19 protein-coding genes are annotated in these 24,537 nt (G+C 52.1%); 5 read left to right on the plus strand and 14 right to left on the minus strand.

The features are described 5' to 3' along the window. Positions 1-5: 5 nt before the first annotated feature. Entirely contained in the window at positions 6-1,751 is a 1,746-nt protein-coding gene (locus ACYVAD_RS07740; RefSeq protein WP_461138910.1) for a M14 family metallopeptidase, read from the minus strand. An 18-nt stretch (positions 1,752-1,769) separates the two neighbouring features. After that, positions 1,770-3,470 carry a M14 family metallopeptidase gene (locus tag ACYVAD_RS07745; RefSeq protein WP_461138911.1) on the minus strand — a complete coding sequence of 567 codons (1,701 nt, stop codon included), beginning with the start codon at positions 3,468-3,470 and terminating at the stop codon, positions 1,770-1,772. 150 nt (positions 3,471-3,620) lie between these two features. Between ACYVAD_RS07745 and ACYVAD_RS07750 the strand changes: the two genes are divergently transcribed. Beyond that, the gene (locus tag ACYVAD_RS07750; RefSeq protein ID WP_461138912.1) at positions 3,621-4,046 is read left to right on the plus strand and encodes a hypothetical protein; all 426 of its coding nucleotides are present in this window, start codon (positions 3,621-3,623) and stop codon (positions 4,044-4,046) included. Between the two features lie 62 nt (positions 4,047-4,108). On the opposite strand, the gene ACYVAD_RS07755 is transcribed toward ACYVAD_RS07750, so the two are convergent. The 3 genes from ACYVAD_RS07755 to ACYVAD_RS07765 all read right to left on the minus strand — a co-directional run bounded on the left by ACYVAD_RS07755 (position 4,109) and on the right by ACYVAD_RS07765 (position 7,036). Then, positions 4,109-4,822 (minus strand): hypothetical protein, encoded by a 714-nt coding sequence (locus ACYVAD_RS07755; protein ID WP_461138913.1) that lies wholly within the window; start codon positions 4,820-4,822, stop codon positions 4,109-4,111. A 90-nt stretch (positions 4,823-4,912) separates the two neighbouring features. After that, complete coding sequence (nhaD, locus tag ACYVAD_RS07760; protein WP_461138914.1) at positions 4,913-6,214, minus strand: sodium:proton antiporter NhaD; 1,302 nt, start codon at positions 6,212-6,214, stop codon at positions 4,913-4,915. Positions 6,215-6,310: 96 nt separating this feature from the next. Beyond that, a complete protein-coding gene (locus ACYVAD_RS07765; RefSeq protein ID WP_461138915.1) occupies positions 6,311-7,036 on the minus strand; it encodes an NUDIX hydrolase in 726 nt (241 codons plus the stop codon). Between the two features lie 439 nt (positions 7,037-7,475). Between ACYVAD_RS07765 and ACYVAD_RS07770 the strand changes: the two genes are divergently transcribed. The 3 genes from ACYVAD_RS07770 to ACYVAD_RS07780 all read left to right on the plus strand — a co-directional run bounded on the left by ACYVAD_RS07770 (position 7,476) and on the right by ACYVAD_RS07780 (position 11,864). Beyond that, the gene (locus ACYVAD_RS07770; RefSeq protein ID WP_461138916.1) at positions 7,476-10,916 is read left to right on the plus strand and encodes a ThuA domain-containing protein; all 3,441 of its coding nucleotides are present in this window, start codon (positions 7,476-7,478) and stop codon (positions 10,914-10,916) included. 51 nt (positions 10,917-10,967) lie between these two features. Further along, positions 10,968-11,348: a hypothetical protein gene (locus tag ACYVAD_RS07775; RefSeq protein ID WP_461138917.1), complete on the plus strand. Its 381-nt coding sequence runs from the start codon at positions 10,968-10,970 to the stop codon at positions 11,346-11,348. A gap of 180 nt (positions 11,349-11,528) precedes the next feature. Next, positions 11,529-11,864 carry a hypothetical protein gene (locus tag ACYVAD_RS07780; protein ID WP_461138918.1) on the plus strand — a complete coding sequence of 112 codons (336 nt, stop codon included), beginning with the start codon at positions 11,529-11,531 and terminating at the stop codon, positions 11,862-11,864. Here the strand turns inward: ACYVAD_RS07780 and ACYVAD_RS07785 are convergent. The 3 genes from ACYVAD_RS07785 to ACYVAD_RS07795 form a co-directional block, all read right to left on the minus strand. Next, positions 11,861-13,051 carry a sodium:proton exchanger gene (locus tag ACYVAD_RS07785; protein ID WP_461138919.1) on the minus strand — a complete coding sequence of 397 codons (1,191 nt, stop codon included), beginning with the start codon at positions 13,049-13,051 and terminating at the stop codon, positions 11,861-11,863. The genes ACYVAD_RS07780 and ACYVAD_RS07785 overlap by 4 nt on opposite strands. A 152-nt stretch (positions 13,052-13,203) precedes the next feature. After that, the gene (gene crtD, locus ACYVAD_RS07790) at positions 13,204-14,661 is read right to left on the minus strand and encodes a 1-hydroxycarotenoid 3,4-desaturase CrtD (RefSeq protein ID WP_461138981.1); all 1,458 of its coding nucleotides are present in this window, start codon (positions 14,659-14,661) and stop codon (positions 13,204-13,206) included. Between the two features lie 74 nt (positions 14,662-14,735). After that, on the minus strand, positions 14,736-15,605 hold the full coding sequence (locus ACYVAD_RS07795) for a PE-PGRS family protein (RefSeq protein WP_461138920.1): 870 nt from the start codon (positions 15,603-15,605) through the stop codon (positions 14,736-14,738). Between the two features lie 410 nt (positions 15,606-16,015). On the opposite strand from ACYVAD_RS07795, the gene ACYVAD_RS07800 reads away from it, so the two are divergent. Beyond that, complete coding sequence (locus tag ACYVAD_RS07800; protein ID WP_461138982.1) at positions 16,016-18,466, plus strand: alpha/beta hydrolase family protein; 2,451 nt, start codon at positions 16,016-16,018, stop codon at positions 18,464-18,466. A gap of 69 nt (positions 18,467-18,535) precedes the next feature. Here the strand turns inward: ACYVAD_RS07800 and truA are convergent, their stop codons facing one another. The 6 genes from truA to corA form a co-directional block, all read right to left on the minus strand. Next, positions 18,536-19,300 (minus strand): tRNA pseudouridine(38-40) synthase TruA, encoded by a 765-nt coding sequence (truA, locus tag ACYVAD_RS07805; protein ID WP_461138921.1) that lies wholly within the window; start codon positions 19,298-19,300, stop codon positions 18,536-18,538. A gap of 65 nt (positions 19,301-19,365) precedes the next feature. Next, positions 19,366-20,298, minus strand: a complete 933-nt coding sequence (locus tag ACYVAD_RS07810) for an NAD(P)-dependent alcohol dehydrogenase (protein WP_461138922.1) — start codon at positions 20,296-20,298, stop codon at positions 19,366-19,368. A gap of 187 nt (positions 20,299-20,485) precedes the next feature. Beyond that, entirely contained in the window at positions 20,486-21,265 is a 780-nt protein-coding gene (locus ACYVAD_RS07815) for a glycosyltransferase family 2 protein (protein WP_461138923.1), read from the minus strand. A 247-nt stretch (positions 21,266-21,512) separates the two neighbouring features. Further along, positions 21,513-22,853 (minus strand): DUF6600 domain-containing protein, encoded by a 1,341-nt coding sequence (locus ACYVAD_RS07820; RefSeq protein ID WP_461138924.1) that lies wholly within the window; start codon positions 22,851-22,853, stop codon positions 21,513-21,515. Between the two features lie 161 nt (positions 22,854-23,014). Then, the gene (locus tag ACYVAD_RS07825; RefSeq protein ID WP_461138925.1) at positions 23,015-23,476 is read right to left on the minus strand and encodes a hypothetical protein; all 462 of its coding nucleotides are present in this window, start codon (positions 23,474-23,476) and stop codon (positions 23,015-23,017) included. A 49-nt stretch (positions 23,477-23,525) separates the two neighbouring features. After that, the gene (corA, locus tag ACYVAD_RS07830; RefSeq protein ID WP_461138926.1) at positions 23,526-24,476 is read right to left on the minus strand and encodes a magnesium/cobalt transporter CorA; all 951 of its coding nucleotides are present in this window, start codon (positions 24,474-24,476) and stop codon (positions 23,526-23,528) included. Between the last annotated feature and the right edge of the window lie 61 nt (positions 24,477-24,537).

Consider the following 24,537-nt stretch of genomic DNA (forward strand, 5'->3'; position numbering starts at 1 on the left):
AAGGCTTACAGCGACTTCGTCGCCAGACCGCCTTTGCGGCTGTCGACGTCGATGGTGTATTTGCCGTTGCCGCCCTTCACGATCCAGCGCACTTTGGTGTAGCCCATGCCCGGAATGTTGGCGACCTGAATCGTGGTCGGATTGTTTTTCTGCTCGCGGGTCAGGCCCATGTCCTCGTTCTCAACAACCATCCCGGCTAGCACCGTTCCGCCTTTGAGCGTTACGTAGTCAGGCCGCTCGATCTTGTACCTGATATCGTGACTGGAGTGCGTCGGAATTACGCGCTCATTGACTACCGTGGCTGTCACTTCGGTCAGTCCATTCCCCAGCGACTTCGTAGCGATCTCCTGCACAGCCAGTTTTGGGGTTTGGTAGGCATGAAACAGCGTAAACGCCATGTTCCGGTGCGCATCTTCTTCCAGCAGGAAACCGGGGTGATTCCGGATGTAGTTTTTCTTTGGACCGCCGATTTCAATATCACCATACTGCGGGTGTTTGAATGGCTTCCACGCTACGTAGGCGTCACTCAGCAAGAGGTATTTGTCGAACTGGTTGAACTCGTCATTTTGAAACCGGTTCTCGTCTACTTTCTGGTTGAAGAACTTGTACGACGTCATCAGCTCGTTTGAGAATGTAAATATGCCGCGTCCCAACGAAAACCAGTCAATTTCACCCCCGTACACCGTATACAGGTCTTTGTAGATCGTCAGGTATCGGTAGCCGGGAATGATCTTCTCCCCTACTCTTCCGATTACGTCGTAAACAGCAATGTCGCCCGGCGTGTAATACGGGACATCCTCCTCCGAACCTGGTCCGCGCAGAAACATCCCGCCGTAGTTGTGGTAACTCTGTGCACCGGCAATATTCGGATGGCTCATCACGAAAGCGGTAACGGCCTTTGTTTCGGGCAACGTAGCCGGATACGACAGTGCCCCCCGCTGAATGTAATCCGGCTGCCAGCCCCAGCCCCAGTCGCGGTTTGGGTCGTACTGACCCACGACGTCTTCGTTCACGGCGCCATCGCCGTCGTTGTCCAGTCCTTCGTAGCCCAGCATTTCGTACTGACCGGCTTCGTCAGGCTTGGCTGGAAGCATGCGGTTCGGATCGTCGGGGTCAACTTTCCAGCGACCAACGGCGCTTTTCCGGCGCATCATCACAATGTTGCCGTCGCCATCCAGATCGTCGAATTTATCCTCATCAATCTGCCCGTCGCCGTCGTCATCCATCGGCATCATGCCCGAGCGGGGGGAGTTTGGGTTGTTCGGGTTCTTGATAAAATCCTCGCGGGCATCGGGGTTGATGGTCGGTGCGATATAGAACGTTTTGTCTTTCAGCAGCTGCGTAATGTACGGCTCGTCGGCAAAGGATTCGGCCAGGTACCAGGCCGTGTACATCGCGATCTCACTGCCCTGCAACTCGTTGGAGTGAATATTTCCGTCAATATAAAAACCAGGTTTCCGGTCTGGTTTGCCCGTTTTCGTATCGCTAACCACCAGCACCCACATATCGCGACCCTGGAACGACTTACCCATCGACTCCAGCTTAACCAGATCAGGATACGCCTTCGCCAAGTCCTGACAGAACTTGGTGATCATGGCGTAGTCGTTATAGTGGTTCCAGCGCATCGGCACCTTCGGATTAGCCGGAGAGCCAATAGCTTTAATCCCGCCCAGATCAACGGGTTTGGTTTCTTTCTGCGCGAGGGCAGGCAGGGCAAACAGGCTAAGTGCCAGAATGACTATCTTTTTCATGGAATGTGTCGGGAAGGATTATTTGAGGGTTACATCAACTGATTTTACGCCCGTCATGGCGTTACCGGCTTCCAGCGTGGCCCGTCCGGAACCGCTCACCAGGAACGTTACGTCCATAGTTTCGCCCGCAGCCATTGCTCCCCGCAGCATGATCCGCCGACCTGACACGATACTCTGTTTGTCGGTCGTTTTCAGCTCTATTTTCATTTTCGGCACGAATCGTACCCGATTGCCCATGTCCGAACCCGTCGGCATCAGCCCCCGGTTGATCACCTGCGCCGATACGCGCGTTAGGTTATTCCCCAGCGACTCAGTTTTCAGGTTGACGATGTCGATGGTTGGCATCTGAGTCGCGAAAGCCGCGATGAACTTCGCGTGCCGGTCGGCATTATCGGTCAGAAATTTCGTCGGCGGGTTCAGCTTAGCGAAGGGAGCAATGCCGCCCACTTCGGCTTTCTTGCCCGGAAAATCAGGATGTTCGATGGGAGTCCACGTAACGAACGCATCCGTTACGCCGTTGGCATCAGCCCATTTCAGGAAACGGGCATCATCGTTGTCTCCACCAGCCGCTGACGCTGGGCGTCCGGCCGGACGGGGCGCGGGTGTTGCGCTAGCGCTATCTTTTTTGGCGGGCGCTTTGGGCTCGTCCTTGGGTACCCACCAGCCGGGCGTCGAGAAGCTGAACCGGCCGTGATGGTAATACGCCGTCTGCGCAAAGTTACCTTTAGTAGCGGGCATGGCAGGGGCATCTTTCAGCCCAGTCTGGGCATTATAAAGCTTGGAGACTTGTTCGCCCGTAGTTGCGTCTTTTTCGAGCAAACCCGTGATGATTCGTTTCGCCGTTTTTGCCCGATCGAATTTGGGTGCTTCCGACAGATTGTTGTAGGGACCAAACGTAAAGACCGCGTAGATGCTGGGCGTCTGGTCCAGAAAATCGAGCAATGCCCGGTTTTCGAGTTCAGAAACCGGCATTTCACCAGCGCCGGGTGTAAAAAATGGGTAGTCGAACGTAAAGTTTTTGTCGAGCGCTACGCCCCCGGTCCCGTCTTCGTTGAAATCACCGTCCTTATCGGTATCCGTTCCTTCCGAGATCAGGATGTATTTGCCCGACTCCCCTTTCGCGGGATCGGCTTTGAGCAGTACGCGGGGGTCGGCTTTGCTGGCTACAAACGTACCCGTGGGGTCTTCAATACGTACCTGCGTAATGAGTCCGTCGCGGTTCAGGTCTTCGAACGGGTCTTCGTTTTGTTGCCCGTCGCGGTCGTCGTCCGTGCTGCTGCCATTACCGCTACGCTCGTACTTGAGTGAGGCAAACGCCTGCTCCTGCGCGTCGGGATTAATGAGTGGGAGAATATAAATGGTTTTGGTGTCCAGCATGCGACTGATGCTGTCACTTTTGCTGGTCAGGAACCGCTCGGCTAGTTGTAACGACAATTCCGTTCCGGCCAGATGGCTTCCTTCGACACCCGCGACTAGGGCCAGCGCGGGTTTATCGGCAGCTTTGCCCCGCCCAATAGTGAGTAGCCAAATGTCCTTACCACCTACAGACTTACCAATTGATCGCACTGATGCTGAACTCCCAGCCTGTTTGGCCAGCGTTTGCAACCGGGCTGTAAGTTGGGCATGGTTTGAATAACCGGACACCGGCCGAGATGACTGTGCCAGCGCCGACGAACTGGCGAGTGCGGCCGCAATCAAAACCGTAAAGAATTGCTTCATGTACAAAGAGGATATGTGATGAAGCCTTAAAACTAACGGATTTTGTTTCACCTTAAGCCAGCAAAAGAGCGGAGTGACGTCGCGAATTAGCTAAGTGGTAAAAAAGATAAGTTAGTATCTTGTACACTCTATCAACCACTCCTTCTGAACATGACAAAAGCACTCGAACGACTTCGTATAATATATGACGCTTACGTCAAAGATGCGCTGGATCAAGATCAGCCTAGATTCTGGTTCCTGTTTTGTGGATCAGTGGCTCTTTCGTGCGCGGGATTCTACTTCTATACGTTCTGGGTTGAGGGCTTTCTTGACTTGTCAGTGCAGAAATTCCTTGGTAAAGCAGTGATTATTTTTTGTATTATACTTCCCTCTTTAGTCTTGCGAAGACTAACCTACCTAGCAATAGCAGCCATCCTGGTGTTTGGCTTTTTCACCCTAAAAAACTATCTACTCGATCTTCTTTTTCAAGGCGAGCAAAGCAGCGTACGGTTTACTAGTGATATTCTCTTCTTTTGTCTAATTGGCTTATTGGTAAGGAAGCTTGGCCTTTCTTCTCCACTATCAAGCAAGCTTTGAGACTTACAGCAAACAGGGCGTCAACGATGAGTTGACGCCCTGTTTGCTGTGTGATTTATCCACTATTTCACCGTAAAATCGGCGTCTTTCAACCCCTTGTTCACGTTTATTTTATCAACCTTCATGGTCATGGCGCCCCGGCCCGACTGCTGCTTAATGGTCATCGGAAATAGCATACCGTTGGTAGCTTTGTAATCCGAATAAATCATTGTGGCGTTCATCATACCCTGCAACGAGCCACCACCCACGACCGACTGCACCTTCAGCCCCGTTTTCTGATCGAAATTATCAGTCCACGTAACCGAGCCATCGGCGGAAGTGTGGCTTAGCTGGTACGTATCTTTCCCTTCTACTTTTACTGTTCCCACGTATTTACTTTTCACGCCGTTCGCGCTGTAGCTTAGTTCGGGAAAGAGCAAGTTCGTGGTAATTAGTTGCCGGGCAATAGCCCCGTCAAGCGTGCGATTTCCCTGCATCCCACCCATCCTCACGTTCTCGCCGTCGCTGGTTTGCGTCATCACCTCCTTGCCATTGGCGCTGATCACCACCGAGAATTTATCGGGTGATTTCTGCCTACGTAACGTACGCATCGTTCCCCGGTCGGTCGTGCTCGACAGGCTGGTTGTCAGATCAGTCACCTTCATCAGGGCCGCTTTACCGCCGATAGCCGCTACGTAGTTATCCAGAATCTGCTGGGCGGTGTCAGCCGGGGCCTGTGCCTGGACGGTACCGACCCGTAAAACCAGTCCGAAAAGAATAATTATTATTTTTTTCATAAGCTCGTTGGATTGCGTAGCGTACTCCAAAAGTATCAACTCCTGTCAGCACGACCAAGCTGTTGACGCGTGCTGTCGGTTGGCAGTCAATTATTCCATCAGAGCATACTGACCCAGGAAAACCAGCGCACCCGATACATAGCCAATCAGCGCCAGCCAGCTGATCTTACGCAGGTACCACCCAAACGCCATGTTTTCCATGCCCATGACGGCTACCCCAGCGGCCGAGCCAATCACTAGCAGGCTACCACCCGTACCCGCGCAATAGGCCAGAAATTCCCACAGTTTAGTGTCGGCGGGGAAAGTTTGCAAGTCATACATCCCCATGGCTGCCGCCACAATAGGTACGTTATCAACAATGGCCGAAAAAACGCCGATCAATAAAACAATGACGTCCAGATGACCAACCGTCTGGTTTAACCATCCGGCCAGCGACGAGAGTACGTCCGTTGCCTGTAAGACGCCTACGGCCAAGAGAATCCCCAGAAAAAATAAAATGCTGGGGATGTCAATCCGGCTCAGCGCGTGGGCGGCAGTCAGGGGTTGTCGTTCGGCTTCGTCTTTATCACTATGAATGACTTCGGATGCGACCCAGATTACACCCAGCACCAGCATCATGCCCATGTAGGGCGGCAGGTGCGTCATCGTTTTGAAGATGGGAACAAACAGCAGCCCGCCTAATCCGATGGCCAGCATGAGCCGCCGATCGCGCCGGGCGGCTGGCGTTACGTAAGGCCGGCTAATACCTTCCCCATCCAGTGCCACAACGCCTGACGATTCCGCTTTATACGTAAACGTCAGGATAGCCAGCGGCACGGCCATGGCGACCAGACTGGGCAACAGTAACTGGCGAACGATGTTCAGGGTCGTAACCTGCCCACCAATCCAAAGCATGGTTGTTGTTACGTCGCCAATGGGCGACCAGGCTCCGCCCGCGTTGGCTGACACGATAATCATACCGGCGATGAACAGCCGCTGTTGTTCGTCTTTCACCAACTTGCGGGCAACCGATACCATCACAATGGATGAAGTCAGGTTGTCCAGCAGCGCCGATAGAAAAAATGTCAGCAGGCTGATAATCCAGAGCAGAACGCGTGGGTTACGGCTGGCAATCCGGTCCGTGATGAGTGTAAAGCCGTCGTGGGCGTCGATGAGCTCGACCACGGTCATGGCCCCCATTAGAAAGAACAGAATCTCAGCAGTCTCAGTCAGGTTTTCGGCCAGTTGGTCAACGATATGTTCCCGATCCGCTTCGCCAGACAGCAGCGCGTAGACCGCCCAGCATAAGACGCCCATGATGAGCGCAGTGGCGGTTTTGTTGATTTTAATGGGATGTTCGAGGGCTACCAATACGTAGCCGATGACGAAAATCAGGATAATGGTTAAAATCATAACGTAAGCTCGGCCCGTTCCTGCCTACTAGCGCAGGTGCATATTGGGCCGGTGCAAAGATACCCAAAACTACCAGTGCGACGTACTAAAACCCGGCTACCGCTTCCAGCGGTACAGGTAAGGCGCTTTATTCGCAGCTCCCGTAAATTTCTTTTCTAGCCGCTCTAGTACGTTTAAATCCAGAATCATCTTCTGAAAATTACTTCGGGCAAACTGTTTGTCGAAGATAGCTTCGTAGAGTTCCTGCACTTCCTTCATGGTGAATGTTTCAGGCAGGAGATTGAACGCAATCAGGTCCTGGTCCAAGTGCAGACGTAACGTACTCAGCGCCTGACTTATCATCTCGTTATGGTCCATGATCAGGGTCGGCAGCTGCTTAACCGGGTACCATTCCATTGACATATCGATGCTGTTTTTCCGGGGTATCACCTTGTTGACATCCACCAGCGCGTAATAACCAATCGAGACAAACCGGCGGGTAAACCACGTCAGTTCTTCCTGATCAAACTGCCCGTCGCCTAGTTTATCGGCATTAAGTGAGATGATACGTTCCAGAAACGACTTGTTGCTTCGATCGGCATCACCAAACACTCGAAACTGTTCGAGGTAGATGTCTTTGATACCCGTTCGTTCCTCCAGAATACGCCGGGCTGCCTGATCGATACTTTCCTGCTGCTGGACAAAGCCAGCGGGAAGCGCCCAGAAGTCCCCCCGAAAATCAAGTTTCGGAACCAGTACATTGAGCTGTTTGGCCTGATACCCGAAAATGACGCAATCAATTGATAACTGCTGGATATAGTCCTGTTTACTTGGATGACGCATACGTTATTGATTCTACCCACAAGCTACCCGGTTGTAAACGTACGGGATACCGCTGGCTTGGGGATTATATACCTGTATTTTCTATCCTACTACGGGTGTAGCCCTCAGACTGTGGGGAAAACATAGTCGCTTCTGGTTGCTAGAAAATACATCCTCGCTGTCATGCCCCCCGCCCAACTTTATAGTTCTCGTACGCTTTGCCCTACATACTGACCAACAAAAATCGAAGGTCCGCCCTGGGTTGATGCCGGTAAAGAAATGCACCGATAAGAAACGTAAGACAGCATTCCGAATAATAGTACTACAAACATATAGAATTGACTAAATTTTATTGTCTAAAACAAATACAATAAGAAAATAACTTCTCTACCTTTGCTTCTAGTGAGTTAAACCTATAATCAGAATGCGCGTAAAAACCTTTACAATCAACTTATTGACAATGAGTGTATGGCTGCTCGTTCGATCAGCCTTTGCTCAGACGTCGCCCCCGTCCGTGCTAGTGTTCAGTAAAACGGCCGCTTTCCGGCACCAGTCCATCGAAGCGGGCAAGAAAGCCCTCACGAACATGGCTACGGAGAAGGGTTTTAAAGCCAGTTTTACTGAAGATGCGAACCAGTTTTCAGAGTCAAATCTGAAAAAATTCAATACGGTCATTTTCCTGAATACGACAGGCGACGTACTCAACAACGAGCAGCAGTCTGCGTTTGAGCGTTACATTCAGGCGGGGGGCGGCTACGTAGGTATCCACGCGGCTACGGATACGGAGTATGAATGGCCCTGGTACGGTAAACTGGCCGGTGCGTATTTCCTGGATCACCCCATGCCCAATAATGTGCAGAAAGGAAAGTTTATCGTGGCGATGAAAAACCACTGGGCGACAAAAGGGATGCCCGATGAGTTCGAGCGGAGCGACGAGTTTTACAGCTTCAAGGATATTTCGCCAAAGATCAACGTCGTTCTGAAAATTGACGAGAAGAGTTACCAGGGCGGCAAGAACCCTGATTTCCACCCAATGAGCTGGTACCAGGAGTACGACGGCGGGCGGGCGTTTTACACCGCCATGGGCCACACCGACGAATCGTTTTCCGAGCCGCTGGTCCTGAATCACCTGTGGGCGGGAATTCAATACGCTATGGGGGGCGACGCGCCTAAACCACTAAATTTTGCCAAAGCCCGGCCCGAAGAAAACCGGTTCACGAAAGTAGTTCTGGAAGAAAAACTAGACGAGCCAATGGAGCTGAGCGTCCTGGGCGACGGTCGAATACTATTTATCCAGCGCAAAGGAGAAGTTCGGCTCTACAACACCAAAACGAAAGAGCTGAAAACCATTGCCAAGCTGCCCGTCAGTACGAAATACGTCAGCAAGGAAGGCAAAGAATCAATGGGCGAAGATGGGCTGCTGGGCCTAAGCAAAGACCCCAATTTCGCGCAGAACCACTGGATTTACCTTTACTACTCCGATCCAAACGAGTCCAAGAACGTACTGGCTCGCTTTGAGTTAAAGGGTGACGAGCTGGACATGGCTTCTCAAAAAAAGCTGCTTGATATTCCAACCCAGCGGGAAGAGTGCTGTCACACGGGTGGGTCAATTGCCTGGGATCGTCAGGGCAACCTCTACCTGTCGACAGGTGACAATACGAACCCACATGGCTCGAACGGGTTCAGCCCCAGCGACGAACGCGAAGGACGTAGCGCCTGGGACGCTCAGAAATCATCGGCCAATACGAACGATCTGCGGGGCAAAATCATCCGGATCAAACCACAAGCCGACGGTACCTACACAGTTCCGGAAGGCAACCTGTTTTCAAAGGGAACCGACCCGTCGGACCGCAGTAAGACTCGGCCAGAAATTTACACGATGGGCCATCGTAACCCGTTCCGCATTTCGGTTGACCAGAAAACGGGTTTCCTCTACTGGGGCGAAGTTGGCCCTGACGCGGCTAAACCCGATGCCAATCGGGGCGCTGCTGGTCACGACGAAGTAGGCCAGGCCCGTAAGGCTGGTAATTTCGGCTGGCCGCATTTCGTGGGCGATAATAAGGCCTATAACAAGTACGACTTCACGGCCAGCAAATCGGGGGATAAATGGGATGCCAATGCACCGACTAATATGTCGCCGAATAATACTGGTTTGACTACGCTTCCGGCGGCACAAAAAGCCTTTATCTGGTACCCTTACGATGGTTCACCGGAATTCCCGCTGGTCGGGGCGGGTGGCCGGAACGCCATGGCCGGTCCGGTGTTCTACACCGATGAATTTAAAAATGCGGCTCGCTCGTTCCCGTCTTATTACGACGGAAAACTGCTGACCTACGACTGGATGCGCGGCTGGATCATGGCCGTAACGATGGACAAAGACGGTAACTATCAGTCGATGGAGCGGTTCATGCCGAGTTACAAATTCAGCAATCCAATGGATATGGAGTTTGCCGACAACGGCGATCTGTACATGCTCGAATACGGCTCAGGCTGGTTTACGGCAAACGATGATGCCCGGCTGATTCGCATCGAGTACAACGGCGGCAACCGGAAACCTCAGCTTCAGGCGGCTGCCAACAAAATGGGCGGTTCGGCTCCTCTCGCGCTCAAACTCACGTCAAACGGCACCGTCGACGCAGACGGAGATGCGTTGGCGTATACCTGGAAAGTTACGTCCCGGACTGGAGGGTCGGAAAACGGCTTCACGAAGACCGTTACTACGCCCGACGCAAATCTGACACTTGCCAAACCCGGTGTCTACAAGGCTACGCTCACCGTCAACGACGGAAAAGGCGGTATTGCCTCGCAATCGATGGATATTACGGTAGGCAACGAAGCACCGGTTCTGAGCGTCGAGTTACCCGGCGGCAATAAGTCCTTTTTCTCGCCCAACAAACCTTTCCGGTACGCCGTAGACGTGCGCGACAAAGAGGACGGTACGCTCGGCAAAGGCATCGATCCGGAGCGGGTAGCGGTCAATATCGACTACATGCCAGAAGGATTTGACAAGGTTGCCATCGCTCAGGGCCACCGGTCGGCGGACGCGAGTGCGCTACTAGCCAGCGGTAAAAAACTAATCGAAGCCAGTGATTGCAAAGGCTGTCACAGCATTACGAAAAAGTCAATCGGACCGGCTTATGTCGACGTAGCGAAGAAATACAAAGGTGACAATACGGCGCTGGAGCGGCTGACGAAGAAAGTCATTGCTGGGGGCAGTGGTGTCTGGGGCGAAACGCCGATGTCAGCTCACCCGCAACTGTCGACCGCCGATGCGGCTGACATGGTCAAGTACATTCTGAACATCTCCAGCGAAGCCGCTGGCAGCAACTCACTCCCCGTGAAGGGCAGCTACGACGCGAAACTTCCTTCGGGAGACAAAGGCAAAGGCGTTTACATGGTCCGGGCGTCTTACGAAGACAAAGGAGCCAAAGGTCTGCCGTCGCTGCGGTCGGAAAAAACGTACGTCCTACGTAACGCGAAGATCGACGCCCACGGTTTTGATCAGTATGATAACGTCAACAAAATGTCGTTCGGTGGTAACAACCTGGCGATCCCCGCTAAATCCGGCGCGTATCTGGTGCTTAAGCAGGCCGACCTGGCGGGAGTAAATGAGTTTCGTGTCATGGCTACGGCCCCCAAACCGCAACTCAACGCACGCGGTGGCAAGGTCGAACTACGATTGGACAGCCCGACCGGCAAACTCATCAGCGAATCGACCATGCTGGAACCGTCCGATAAGATGGATTTCACGCCCTCGGTGTTAACGATCCCGGTCAAACTACCGGCAGGTGACACCAAGCCGCACGATGTGTACCTGGTTTTTGTCAACCCCAAAGATTCTCAGGGTAGCCTGATGGTAGTGATGGGCGTCGAAGCGGTCCTAGCCAACGCCGGACAGTAACACCCTTACTTTTATTAATCTGTTTAATTTCTCTAAACCTGTTTCCTTCTAATGAAAAAAGTAAGTCTGCTTCTCGTCGTATTTCTTCTTGGATTTATTGCCAGCGGTTTCTCGCAGACCACAACCAAACCAACCGATTTTTTTGCCGGTAAATGGGAAATGGTGATTGTCGGCACTCCCAATGGCGATGCCAAATTGACAACCGATCTGGTTCGTAAAGATGGTAAACTAACCGGCGAACTAACCGACGCCACGGACCCCTCGAAGGAGAAAATTAAAATCGACAGCATTGAAGAATCAGGCGATAAACTGTCGATTGCGTTTCAGGCCCAGGGCCACAACGTAACGATGGATCTGGCCAAAGTCGATGATGATAACCTGAAAGGATCGGTCATGGGCATGTTTGACGCCAGCGCCAAGCGGATCAAATAAGCCGCAATACGTTCAGTTAGCGCGATAAGGGTGATGGATCAGATTCGTCACCCTTATTTATTTACCGACCAGCCTTTAGAACTAATGACAGTGCAACAATCGTTTTTGCTGTAAGGATGTGCATTGACACCGCTGGTTCCATCACCTGGTAAACCAACCGCCGACAACCCTCCTGCTTTCATGGGTAAACGAAACCTAATTCTCCGGATTCCGTCGCTTGGGCCAGATGGCATGGCCCTGTTCCCGTTCATTCTGGTACGGCAACCGTCGCCTGGCCCCATTCTGATTAACCACGAACGGATTCACTTACGCCAGCAGCTTGAACTGGGCATTGTCCCGTTTTATCTTTGGTATGGGATCGAGTACGTAGTACGCCGGTTTCAGTACGGTAATCATTATCTGGCGTATCTCAACATTAGTTTCGAGCGGGAAGCCTTCGCTAATGAAACGAACCTGTCTTACTTGAAGACCCGTCGTTTCTGGTCCTTTTGGAAGTATGTTCGAAAGGCAATTTAAAGCCGTTGTGGCTCAGTAACCTCTGTTGTTTTTCCCAACGCCCCGCCCATCATCACGATAGCTGACAGGACGACGACCAGCATCGGAATTCCTTCGCGGAAGCCAAGCAGGCGCAGGTTTTCGGGCGTGTTCAAATACAGAAGGATTGTTACTAAGCCGCGTGGCGCAATCCAAAGCAGGGGGCGCCAAACGCCGGGATACGTCAGCCGGAGCGTCAGCCAGCGCCATAGTAAAATCACCATCATAAACAATCCGCTGACGATCAGCGCATCCGTGTCGATCAGCTCCTGCGGTACGGTTGAATACCCGAATAGGAGAAAAAAAAACGTCCGCACCACGAACGCCCCCTCGGCAGTCAGACTCTTGAGCTGATCCAGCTCTTTTTCGAACAGATCATTTTTCAAAATTTCGCTCAGCCGACCTCGAATAAACAATTCGGTGTTGTTGAGGAACAGGCCAAAGATCAGGATGAGCAGCAGCGACGACAGGTGGTAAATTTCGGCAATGGCGTACACCAGAAACAGCACCGAAATAATAGGAAGGAACTTGATCCGGTGGTTGATTCGCCCAATCAGATATAAAAGCAGAAAACAGCAAATCGCCGACGTAACGGCCATAATCAGCGTATCGCGGGTGAAAAACCAGATTGCGCCCCAGATAGAGTTCTCGCTCAGTAACAGGAAGTTGTAGGCGAGTACGCCCAGAATACTAGCAAAGGCCGACTCATAGACTACGAATTCACGCTGTCCCGACGACAGACCGGCTACACCCGGCAGCGCCATAGATCCACTGATGATCGAGAAGGGCAAAGCCGCAATGAGGCAGCGAAAAAACGAGTCGTTCAGAAGCAGGTATAGGATTCCCGCCATCACCAGCGTTCCTCCAACAATTGCTAATAGCGATGCCAGCAACGTTCTCCGAAGAACACTCAGTTTTTCGGCATGAAGTTCCAGATCAAGTCCCCCTTCCAGCACGATCAGGATCAGCCCCAGCGTACCCAGCGTGGGCAGGATCGTATTGACATAGGGGACCTGCACCCCAAAATAATCTGTTCCCTGTCGAACCAGCATTCCCAGCACCAGCAACAATAGAATCGAGGGCGTCTTAAACCGGCTGCTGAACAAGTCGAATGCGTACGAAATCAGTACCGACAGACTTAAGACAATGATCAGGGTAGAAGAATCCATGCGGCAAGATAAAAAGAAAGGAGGAAGGGGAGGAAGGAGGAAAGGAGAATGGAGGAGAGGTGAATGAAATTAGCACCGGAAAAGGAGCAAAGTCCAAGAAATAGTAGCCGGAGGTTACTTTCCTTCTTCCTCCTCTCCTCCCTTTCCTCCTTTCAAATCATCTCCGTCGCGATCTTGGCCGATAGCAGGCAAAGGGGAATACCACCACCGGGGTGGACACTGCCGCCTACGAAATACAAATTTTCGAACTGATGCGAGAAATTGGCGTGGCGCAGAAAAGCCGCAAATCGATTGTTGGAACTGTTCCCGTACAGCGCTCCCTGCGATGAAGACGTACGCGATTCAATGCTACGCGGGTCAAGAATCGATTCAGTCTCGATCATCGATGCCACGTCAACACCCAATACGTGACTCAGTTTGCGAATCACATTTTCGCGCGCCTGGTTAATGATTAGATGCCAGTCCTGACCGGTGTTGTTAGGCGCGTTGAGGAGAATGAACCAGTTTTCGCCGGTTGGTGGCGCGTCGTCGGGTTTATGCTTCGACGTAATATTCAGGTAGATTGTTGGATCATCGGATAGGCTAGCTGCGTTGCCGTTTTTTCCGAATAGTTGGTCGAACTCAGCCCGGTAGTCGTTGCTGAAAAAGATATTGTGCAGTCCCAGTTCGGCAAACTTCCGGTTGATTCCCCAGTAAAAAATAAGTCCCGAGCTGGATTTGGGTTGACGCAGAATACGCTCGGGTTGACGGGCATTCGGCAGCAATTTCCGGAACGTATTCACCACGTCCATATTGGAAACCACCAAATCGGCCGGAAACGAAAAGTGAGTTGATTGACCTTCCTCCTCTCCTTCTTTTCTCCTCTCCTCCCCTCTTATCCCCTCAACCTTCTTCCCTTTTGTCTCAATAGCTGCAATGCGCACGTTGTAGTGGAAGCGAACCCCTAAATCTTCGGCTAGCTTCACCAGCGCGTTCGTGATACCAATCATCCCGCCCGCCGGAAAAAACGCACCGATGTTATATTCCAGATGCGGAATGATGTTCATCGTAGCAGGAGTTTGATAAGGATCGGAGCCATTATACGTAGCATACCGATTGAACAGCTGCACCAGTTTGGGATGCCGGAATCGACGCTCGTTCGCCTTGTTCATCGTGCCGAAAACACCAAGTCTTGGCAGATTCAGGTATCCTCGAAAGGCATCCCGATTAAACCAGGTCGATAACTTGTGCAGCGACCTGTGCAGAAACAGTTTCTCCGTTACGTCGTATTTGAGCGCACTATCCGCGAGTTGCTGATGCAGATGCTGGGCGGGCTCCCCTAGAACGGTCTCGACCTCCCGGCCAAACCTATTGTGATCAGCCCAGGCAGTTAGCCGCGTGCCATCATCCCAGAAATAGCGGCAGGTTTCGTCCAGCTTCTGGTAGGTAAAGTAGTGCTTCGGATCGCGATTAGCCAGTCGAAATAACTCATCGATCAGATGGGGCATCGTGAAAAGAGATGGTCCCGCGTCAAAACGATACATATTTCCGTCGACGCTTTGTTCAAAACTGGACAGCTTACCGCCGGGATAGGCGTTGGCCTCGAACACATCGACCTGATAGCCTTTCATGACCAGCCGAATGGCCGTGGCGATACCAGCCACTCCCGCCCCAATAACCGCAGCCTGCTTCACACGTATGGGGGTTACTGACGAGCGTAATAATACAGATTTACAGTTGCATCACCCCGTTTTTCGCTGAGGGTAAAATACCCCTTGGCTTCCTTGTCGAAACAGATGGCTTCCCCCTGCGGCTCCAGTCTATAGGGCAATTGCCGGTTTGAATTACGTTGCATGGCATCCGCCACCGTTTGTCCGGCGTTTCGTTTCCAATAGAAAATCTGCGTGTAGGTCCGAACGAGAATTTCGGTACCATCGGGCGAGATAGCTGCTCCGGTCGCGAAGGTCAGCGGCAAATCACCCAGCCGTTCAGCCACGGTGACTTCGTTCACATTCTGCGGATACGGCAGTCGATACAGACGGCTATTATTCTCCCGTTTGGTCACAATAAAGATGTCTTTCGTCTGTGGATCGACAAACATCGCTTCGGCATCGCGGGGGCCATCGGGATAACGGAAGTTGATCCGGTCGACCTGCGTAATGGCGGTTTGCAGATTAGCGGGTTCGCGCAGTCGATAAATCTGGGAGATCACGTTCTGAGCGTTGTTGTCGCCAATATCACCGATGTATAAGTAAGTAACCCCGTCCTGCGGACCAGGACCAATCGACAATTCTTCCCAGTCCCGATTAGCGAAGAAGGGAACGTTAACCCGTCCTTTAATCGTACCATCGTAACCCAGCAAGACAAGTTGTGCCGGATTACCACTATCTTCCTGGACCCAAAGATTGCCGGGCATACTACGGCTATCAACAATGCCCGACGCTTCATCAATCTGACCAGGCGTTATGGGCGTCGCTGTTGGCTCCGACGCAAACTGAGCGTTATAAACACTATCAACTTCGAGTTTACAGGACGCTGTTGCCAGCAGGCCAACTAACAAAACAAGGGTACGCATGAAAACTAATTGGTTAATTCCGCCGTCAAAGTAACGAAACGGCTGGCGAAAATGATGGATAAAGCTGAATAAGCTATTAACGCGTCTGAGAAATGGGTTGTTAGAAAGCACAGATTACGCACAATCTACTTCTAAACGCATATAACGACCCAACTGATAAACTTCCGAATACATTATCCTGCTGGCATACGAGTGCTACCACTTACTATTATTCGGAGAAAGATGATTTTAACCGAATAGTGTTGGCTTTAATAAATACGCGTACATATTATTACTTGTTCTGCCGTACTTTTAAAGCTGATTTAGTCTAAACCTGTTACTTCATGAACCAACACTCTGACACTACCCGGGCTCGATCACCCCGACGCAGCCTGACGTGGCGGACTCCTGTCTGTGGCGTTGCGCTGGCTATGGTCCTTTCCCTGGGCGCTCAGGCTCAGGATGCTACTGGCTACCAAACGCCACCGAAGGCGCTGGCCGACCTGGTTACTATCCCGCCCACGCCAACGATCAGCGTATCGGATAAAGGCGATCTGATGCTGATTATGGAACAGGCGGGTGCGCCCGACATCGCTGAACTAGCCCAACCTGAGCTCAAACTGGCGGGGCTACGGCTCAATCCTGCCAATAACGGCCCCAGCCGGATGCGCTACATCACCAACCTGAAGCTCAAAAAAGTAGCCGCTTCGCAAGAGGAGATGCCCCTGACGGGTCTGCCCGCCAAGCCGCTCATTAGCTACGTACAGTGGTCGCCCGATTACAGCAAGATCGCCTTCGCTCACTCGACCGATGAGCACATCGAGCTTTACGTAGCCGATGTTGCTACTGCCAAGGCGCAGCGCGTTGGCACAGTTTACCTGAACGCAACAATGGGCCTGCCCTTTCGCTGGCTTTCGGACAGCAAAAGTTTGGTCGCCCGGATTATTCCTGCTGGCCGCGGAGCAGCCCCGGAAGTTAGCCGCGTCCCAGTCGGGCCAACGACGCAGGCCAACGTAGGCGGTCAGCGTGGTCAGGCACCAACGTACCAGGACTTGCTCAAAAGCCCCTCCGATGAGAAACAGTTTGCTTATTATACCACCTCACAGGTAGTGCGTCTGGGTCTTGATGGACAAACGACCAACATCGGCCAGGCTGGTATCATTGCGTCGGCAGATCCATCGCCAGATGGAAAATACGTGATGGTTGAAACGGTACATACGCCATTTTCTTATCTCGTTCCCGTAAGCCGGTTCCCCCTCCGCACTGACATTTTCGCCACGGGCGGTACGCTGGTAAAAACGCTGAACGATGGTCCACTCCAGGAAACAGTAGCCTACAGTGCCGACGGTGCGCCAACTGGCCCTCGTAACTACAACTGGCGTGCTGACGTAGCAGCTTCCGTCTATTACACCGAAGCCCAGGACAAAGGTGATCCGAAAGTGAAGGCCGACATTCGGGATAAAGTATACATGGTCGAAGCACCCTTTAGCGGCCAGCCCAAAGAAATTTACGCAGCTCAGTACCGGTTTGGCGGCTTCGAGTGGGGCAACGCAACAATGGCGCTGGCCAGCGAACGCTGGTGGCAGAGCCGCAAGAGTCTGACCAAGACCGTTGATCCGACGAACTGGCAGACAGCCGTTCTGTTCGATCGCTCGTACGAAGACCGATACAGCAACCCAGGTCAGCCCGACACGCGGCACAATCAGTATGGTTATGAAGTATTGAATCTGTTACCGAACAACGAAATCCTGATGCTGAACGGTCAGGGTTCCTCCCCCGAAGGCGACCGCCCGTTTGTGAGTTTGCTAAACCTGAAGACAAAGAAAACGACCGAACTGTGGCGCTCGCAGACTCCTTATTTCGAACGTCCCGTTGCGGTATTGGATGCAGCAAAACGCTCAATCCTGGTTACGCGCGAAACACCCGACGAAAGCCCCAATTATTACCTATCAAATCTGCTAACGAAGGGTAAGAAAGGCGCGGCCCCCATACAGGTCACGTTCTTCCCGCATCCTTATCCGCAGCTGAAGGGTATTCAGAAGCAGCAGCTTCGTTACAAGCGCCCGGACGGCGTCGATCTGACGGCTACGCTTTATTTGCCGGCTGGCTACAAAAAAGAGCAGGGCCCACTACCAACGTTCCTGTGGGCGTACCCAGCGGAATTCAAAAGTAAAGATGCCGCTAGCCAGGTGTCGGGATCGCCCTACCAGTTTAACCGAATCAGCTACTGGGGCGCGGCTGCCTTCGTAACGATGGGTTACGCCATCCTCGACAACGCCAGCATCCCGATCGTAGGTGAGGGCGACAAGGAACCGAACGATACGTATGTGCAGCAACTGGTGTCCAGTGCTAAAGCGGCTATCGACGAAGGTGTTCGGCTGGGTGTTGTCGATTCAAGCCGTGTCGGCGTTGGCGGTCACTCCTATGGTGCATTCATGACAGCTAACTTGTTGACGCATAGCAACCTATTCAAAGCGGGTATTGCGCGAAGTGGTGCCTACAACCGGACGCTGACTCCCTTCGGCTTCCAGAACGAGCAACGGACGTACTGGCAGGCTCCCGACGTGTATAACACGATGTCGCCGTTCCAGAACGCAAACAAAGTAAAAACACCAATTTTGCTGGTACACGGTGAGGCTGATAACAACACAGGTACGTTCCCGATCCAGTCAGAGCGTTACTACAATGCCCTGAAAAGCTTTGGCGTAACGAGCAAACTGGTCTTCCTGCCCTACGAGAGCCACGGCTACACCGCCAAGGAATCGTTGCTCCACATGCTGTGGGAAATGAACGGTTGGCTGGATAATTACGTCAAAAACCCAAAGCCTAAAGCTACCGCTCAACCGGCTAACAAACCGGGCAAACTGGGTAACGGTAAATAAAGCTCTTCGCTGTAACTTTTTAATAAAAATGCTCTCCATCCTATGATGGGGAGCATTTTTACGTTTATGTCAGTCGGCCGGCCGATTCACCAGCACCCCTGTTGGATAGCCAACCTTCATTAAACAAAGCCCATTGGCCGGGGCGGGACGGCCCAGTAGGGTTCGATCGCGGGCTTGAATGAGTTGCTCAAATTGGTCTAGACGTAGATGACCCTGCCCAATGTCAATCATCGTCCCGACAATGGTGCGGACCATGCCCCACAGAAATCGGTTGGCTTTGATGTGAAACACAAGTGAATCAGCGTTTTTTCGCTCCCAGCGGGCAAACTCAAGCTGACAGCGGAAATGCGTTACGTTGGCGCGTACCTTACTAAAACTCTTAAAGTCGGTGTACTTTAAGAGAATGTGGCAGGCTTCGTTCATCAACTCGTCGTCGAGTCTGGGTTGAAAGTAGTACGCTAGCCCCGGGGCGAATACGTCTTTTTGCCGAGAAATTTGATACTGGTAATAGCGGGATGTGGCTGAGTAGCGGGCATGGTCCCCATCCCGGACGGGGAAGATGCAATGGATGCCAATATCGTCAGGCAACATGCAATTGAGCGAGTGAATTACGGCTTCCGAACAATCAATCGCCGTCGGTACGTCGAAATGGGCAAACTGTTGTGCCGCATGAACCCCTGCATCCGTACGTCCGCTGCCCAGCACAAAAATGGGCTGCCGAAAACGCTGTGTCAGCACTGCTTCCAGCGTAGTCTGAATGCTAACCCCACTTGCCTGCGTCTGCCAGCCGTGGTAGGCGCCCCCCCGGTACGATAACTCAATAAAATAACGCATGATAGACAAAAGTGGGCGGTTTTGCCGAATTGTCCACCATGCGTCTGATCAGACACTCCGGCTGATTAGTCAATCGAGATAGCGATCTTCCCTACAAAATCTCCCGCTTCCAGCATGTGATGCGCCTGTTCCATTTGCTCCAGAGGAAACGTCCGCGCTACGTACGAAACTAATTTTCCCTGTTCGACCAGCTCCTTAACCGTTGTCAGATCAGCGGTGTTCGCTTCCATAACTATTGTTTTCATACGAGGTTTTACCAGGTCAACCAGCGTTGATACAGTTCTGGAAAACCCTTCAGTATCTGGTTTGGTCGTGATCAGTATGGCGTCATCCTTCAGATGCTGTTCTATGTCCGACAGGATCATTTTGCCCGCTGTATCAAAAATCAGATCGTAGTGCTGATCGGCAGGCAGGGGTTTTTCATAGTCGAGTACTGTATCGCATCCTAGTTTGCTGGCCGCTTCGTTATGCGCCGGACTACAGGTACCGGTTACGGTTGCGCCCATGTGCTTGGCCAGTTGCACGGCTGCACAACCAACGCCCCCCGTACAGCCATTTATCAGTACATGGCCACCTGCCTTCAGGTTTCCCTGTAGCAAAGCCTGATGGGCCGTTAACGCCACCACAGGCAAAGTCGCAGCTTCGGCAAAGCTGATCGTCGTGGGTTTCAGAGCCGCTACGTTTTCATCAGCGGCAACCTCACTGGCGTAGGCGGCTCCGTTCACTGGCGATACCGCACCGTATACCTCATCACCGACCTTAAATCGGTCGCTTTTCGATTCTATCACAACGCCACAAAAATCACTTCCGATGATTTGATCACCGAACAGGCCGGATGCGATCCGGAAACTGCCCGCCCGAACTAGCGCGTCGATAGGGTTAACCGATGAAGCTCGATTCCGAATCAGAATCTGCCCACTGCTGATGTTTGGCGCGTTAAGCGTTTTTATGACGAACTCACTCGGATCTCCGTAATGTTCTAGAACGGCAGCTTTCATAACGTAATTGGTTAGTTGACGATGTAGCTAGTGATAGGCTGGCTACCTACTGCGGAGAACCGCAACGAAGCTACTTTGTTACCGGTTTACCCTACTAATGACGGTCCTAGGCAAGCAAAAATCCCATCCGGCCCGAAGGTTACGGATGGGATTTTGACATGTAGTCAACGAATGATGTCGCTTGTTTTCACTTGCCCAGCGGGCGCATGAACTGAATATCGTAGTTGTATTTAACCTGACGATACGTATTGCGCAGAACCGTAATAAACGGATTTTTACTAAGCATCCACTGGCTGCGCTGTACGGTACTGGGCTCGGCAGCATCATTGTGTTGGTCAAACAGGCTCTTGAAATCATTAAAGAACAATGCCCGACCTTTGTTTTGCAGAAACGAAACGCACATGCGGTACTCCGTTTTGTCCACCTTCATTCCCTCTACATAACGACCGAACTTAGTCAGAAACGTACTCCGGCGTAGGTGTGGGTGATCACTATAGGCGTAAATTTTGTAGTAATCAGGCTTCCACCCCAAGAACTCCGTTTCCGAAAACCCGTCGGCGTAAGGCTTCATGTACGGATAAGGCAGGTACGCGTAAAACCGGATATAATCCAGGCCCTGGTCCTTTTCCATAAAGCCTAATGACTGTCGCAATCGACTTACAAAAGCGGGTTTTGGCACAAAGTCTTCCTGAACGTAGAGCGTGTAAGGCGTTTTCACCGCATCCTGCCCTTTGTTGATATTGTTGCCGAGTCCCCGATTTTCCGGCGTTGTTACGAGGGTTAACCCGTACTGTTGCTGTAGGTCACTCAGCAACGCGCGGTGCTCAGGTTGGCTACCATCGTCCGACACGACAATGTCGGCAAATGTGCAACCCAATTGCTGAAAAGCCATCAGCAGTCGCTTCAATGAGTGACTGCGGTTATAGTGGGTAATCAATAAAGTTACGTCCGTAAATTGAGCGCTCATACAAACGGGAGATATGGAAAGGATTTACTCAGATTCTTTATAACCTGACTTCGCCCTTATGACTCGATAACGCTCTGATGGTGACAGCCGTAATCACTTTTTTTCTATCCTTACTCTTTTATTACTATTCGGAAAACTTGCCTACACTCATTTACTTATTTCGGCCTAAACAGAGGAATCCGGCAATCTATGCCTGTTGGCGTAAATCGTCGGATTCTTTTTACGTTTATGAACTGCTTTTGATCAACTAGCGTGGACCGCGGCTACCGTGCTGACGTTCACCGCCCCCCATCGATGGTCCCGGACTGGATGGTCCCGGACTGGAACTGGATGGTTGCCCCGGCTGATTAGGCATAGCCCGCTGTCCACCCCCCATTTCACGGTTGCCGCCCTGGAAACCCTCGTTGGTAGGTGCTTGTTGGTAGGGCCGCTCCTGACGAGCATTCGGCATCGACTCATTCCGCATCCCTCCCGTCTGCCCACCACGACCGTAGGATCGTTCAGGCTGCGCACCACCATTCCATCGGTTCGGGTTTACGTCGTTACCGGGATACGTACGCTGTGGTTGCTCGGGTCGTTCGTAGGCCCGACCGCCGGGCGAATTATTGAACGGACTGTCATAATTGCGATTGGGCGTCGCGTTAGGAGCATAACCACCACGTCCTTCGTTCGAATTTCCCGACCGACCGTAATTCCCGGCGTTGGGCTCGTAGGCGCGCGGGCGTCCACCGGCGGGTTCAGTTGAGCGAACCCCACCAGGATAGTTGTTTCCGTATGCGGAGTTCGGCGTATTGTAGTTGTTAAAGTCGCGGACTCGATTCCGGTCTGCCCGACTGTAATCGCGATTGTACGTGCGCCCATTACCAGGATGATAAAAACCGACCGATCCGTTATTGATGATCGTTCGTCCCGGGCGGTTCATCTGATCAATGCGATACACCGGGACCGACCGGCGGGTAACCCGCTCGATGTCGATTCGTTGAGGACCATACACGTACGCCCGGTTATTCGACCGATACACGTTGTTGATGATGGTCGTGTTCTGATAAATGTTGACCACGTTCGGCCGGGATACCCGGTAGTTGTAAAGCCGGGGGCTGGTGATGTAAGCCTGCGGTACAAATGTCCAGCAGAAGGCTGGCAGGTTGACATTGACGTTAATATTAGCGCCGGGGCCCAGCGGAGCCCAGCCGTAATAACCACCGCCCGAGCGCCAGCTTACCCAGGCAGGCCCCCAATCCGAGCCCGGCAACCAGAGCCAACCGCCATAAGCAGGATCGTATATCCAGCGCCCGTAGTGAAACGGTGCCCATCCCCAGTCGTAGTCTGACACCCAGGTATTACCGTATTCCGTAACAATCCAGTGACCGTTGCTGGCATATGGTTGAAAATCGGGTCCAGCGGATGGAATCCAGGCATCGCCATAACCCGGATACTGCGTCCATTGCCCATACGGGTCCAGTTCGTCATAGAAGGACTCGATTGGCACACTCATACCGGGCTGCGCCGTAACGCTTCCCGTAAACCCTACTCCGACTGCCATCCAGACAATCAGACAAATCACCCCTATTTTTTTTAGCGCGTTCATAGCCGGAACAGGTAGTGGCAAGTGCCATAACTGATTGTTTGACAACGACCAGTGACAAAGGTTTAATACCTGTCATGAATAAAAAACTGGTCGTACGAAAAGGCAATAAAGCCTCTTTTCGTACGACCAGTTCTCACACAACCAGATTCTGTTGTGGTAACCTACGTATTCAGTTTTTTGAAAACAGCGCCGGAAATGACACCCCCCAGCAGATACCAGCCGATGGTCATGGCGACGGTTGCGGGCGTACGGGTCGTTGGCGCTTTGCCGAGTCCCATGGGACCGGGCAACGTAACAGCACCAATCCCCGCCAACACGCCCAGCGCGGTTCCAGCAGCCAGCGGCATTTTATCGGCCAGCCCGACCAGGCTGTAATAACCAGCGTTTGACGCAATATCACCAACCATAGCGGCTCCGTACAGACGTTTGCCTTTGGGTGGTTCTTCACCGAGGGCTTTGAACCCCTTAATAAGGCTACGTTCGCCTAACAGATCGGCGCGGGGCGCAGTCGGCACAAATTGACGAACCGTTTCGTGCAGGATATTCAGCGCGACGGCTCCAACCAGCCCACTGGTCAGCGCGCGCGAAAGGTTTGACGTTGGCGTGTACATACGTGAATACATTTGTTTGTGGATTAACCCACTCATTCTTCCGTTGTTCAACTCCGTTTGGTTAGAGCCATTGTTTTCTGCGGAAAATCCACACCGTCAATGCTGATGAAAGCACCATCATAGCCAGCGCAAACACGTATCCGTATTTCCAGTGAATTTCGGGCATTTCATCAAAGTTCATTCCCCAGATACTGGCGAGTAAGGTCGGTGGCAGAAACACCAGCGACACGACCGTAAATATTTTGACGACCCGGTTCTGCTCCAGGTCAATCAGACCGAGGTACGTATTTTGCAGGAACTCCAGCCGCTCAAAAATGAAGTTCGTATGGTCGATCAGCGAGTTAATGTCTTTGATCAGCGTTCGCAGCCGTCCCTGCTCCTGCTCATTAAACCAGCCATCGGACCGAATCATTGCCGAAATTACCCGCTGCTTATCGACCACGTTCTCCCGAATCGACATGGTCAGTTCCTGGTAATCGTTGATGTTCAGCAGCATTTCCTTATCCAGATTCGCATCCAGATCGAGCATTCGATTGATAGCCTTGATCTCACCCGACACCAACTCGATCAAGTCAGCATCGTAGTCGATGCGCGACTCGAAAATAGAAATTAGAATCTGGGCGCCATCGCTGAACAGCGCCCGGCGCGATTTAATCCGTTTAACCGTATCGGCGAACGACTTCAGATCGGCATTCCGGTATGTGAACAGCGTATCATCTTTTAATAGAAAACTAACGGGTACGGTTACGTATCGTTGCTCCTGATCCGGCACCAGGAAGTTGGAATTAGCGATCATGAAGTCATCTTCTTCGATGTAGCGGGAGCTGCTTTCAATTTCCAGCAGCTCCTGCTGACTCAGAAAATCGACATCAAACTTCTCTTCGACGCTTTTAATTTCGGCCGTAGTCGGATTCTGTAGATCGACCCACAGCGTTCGTTCGGTATCGGAGAACGAGTCGATATCCCGTATTTTGCGGACGGCGGCTTCGTCTTGCTGAAAAATGCGAATCATAGCTATTGAGTTGGCCCGAGGGTGGCGTAAAGTTCGCTGAAATCCGGTGAATGCTATCTAT

This window comes from Spirosoma pomorum, from assembly GCF_054776615.1.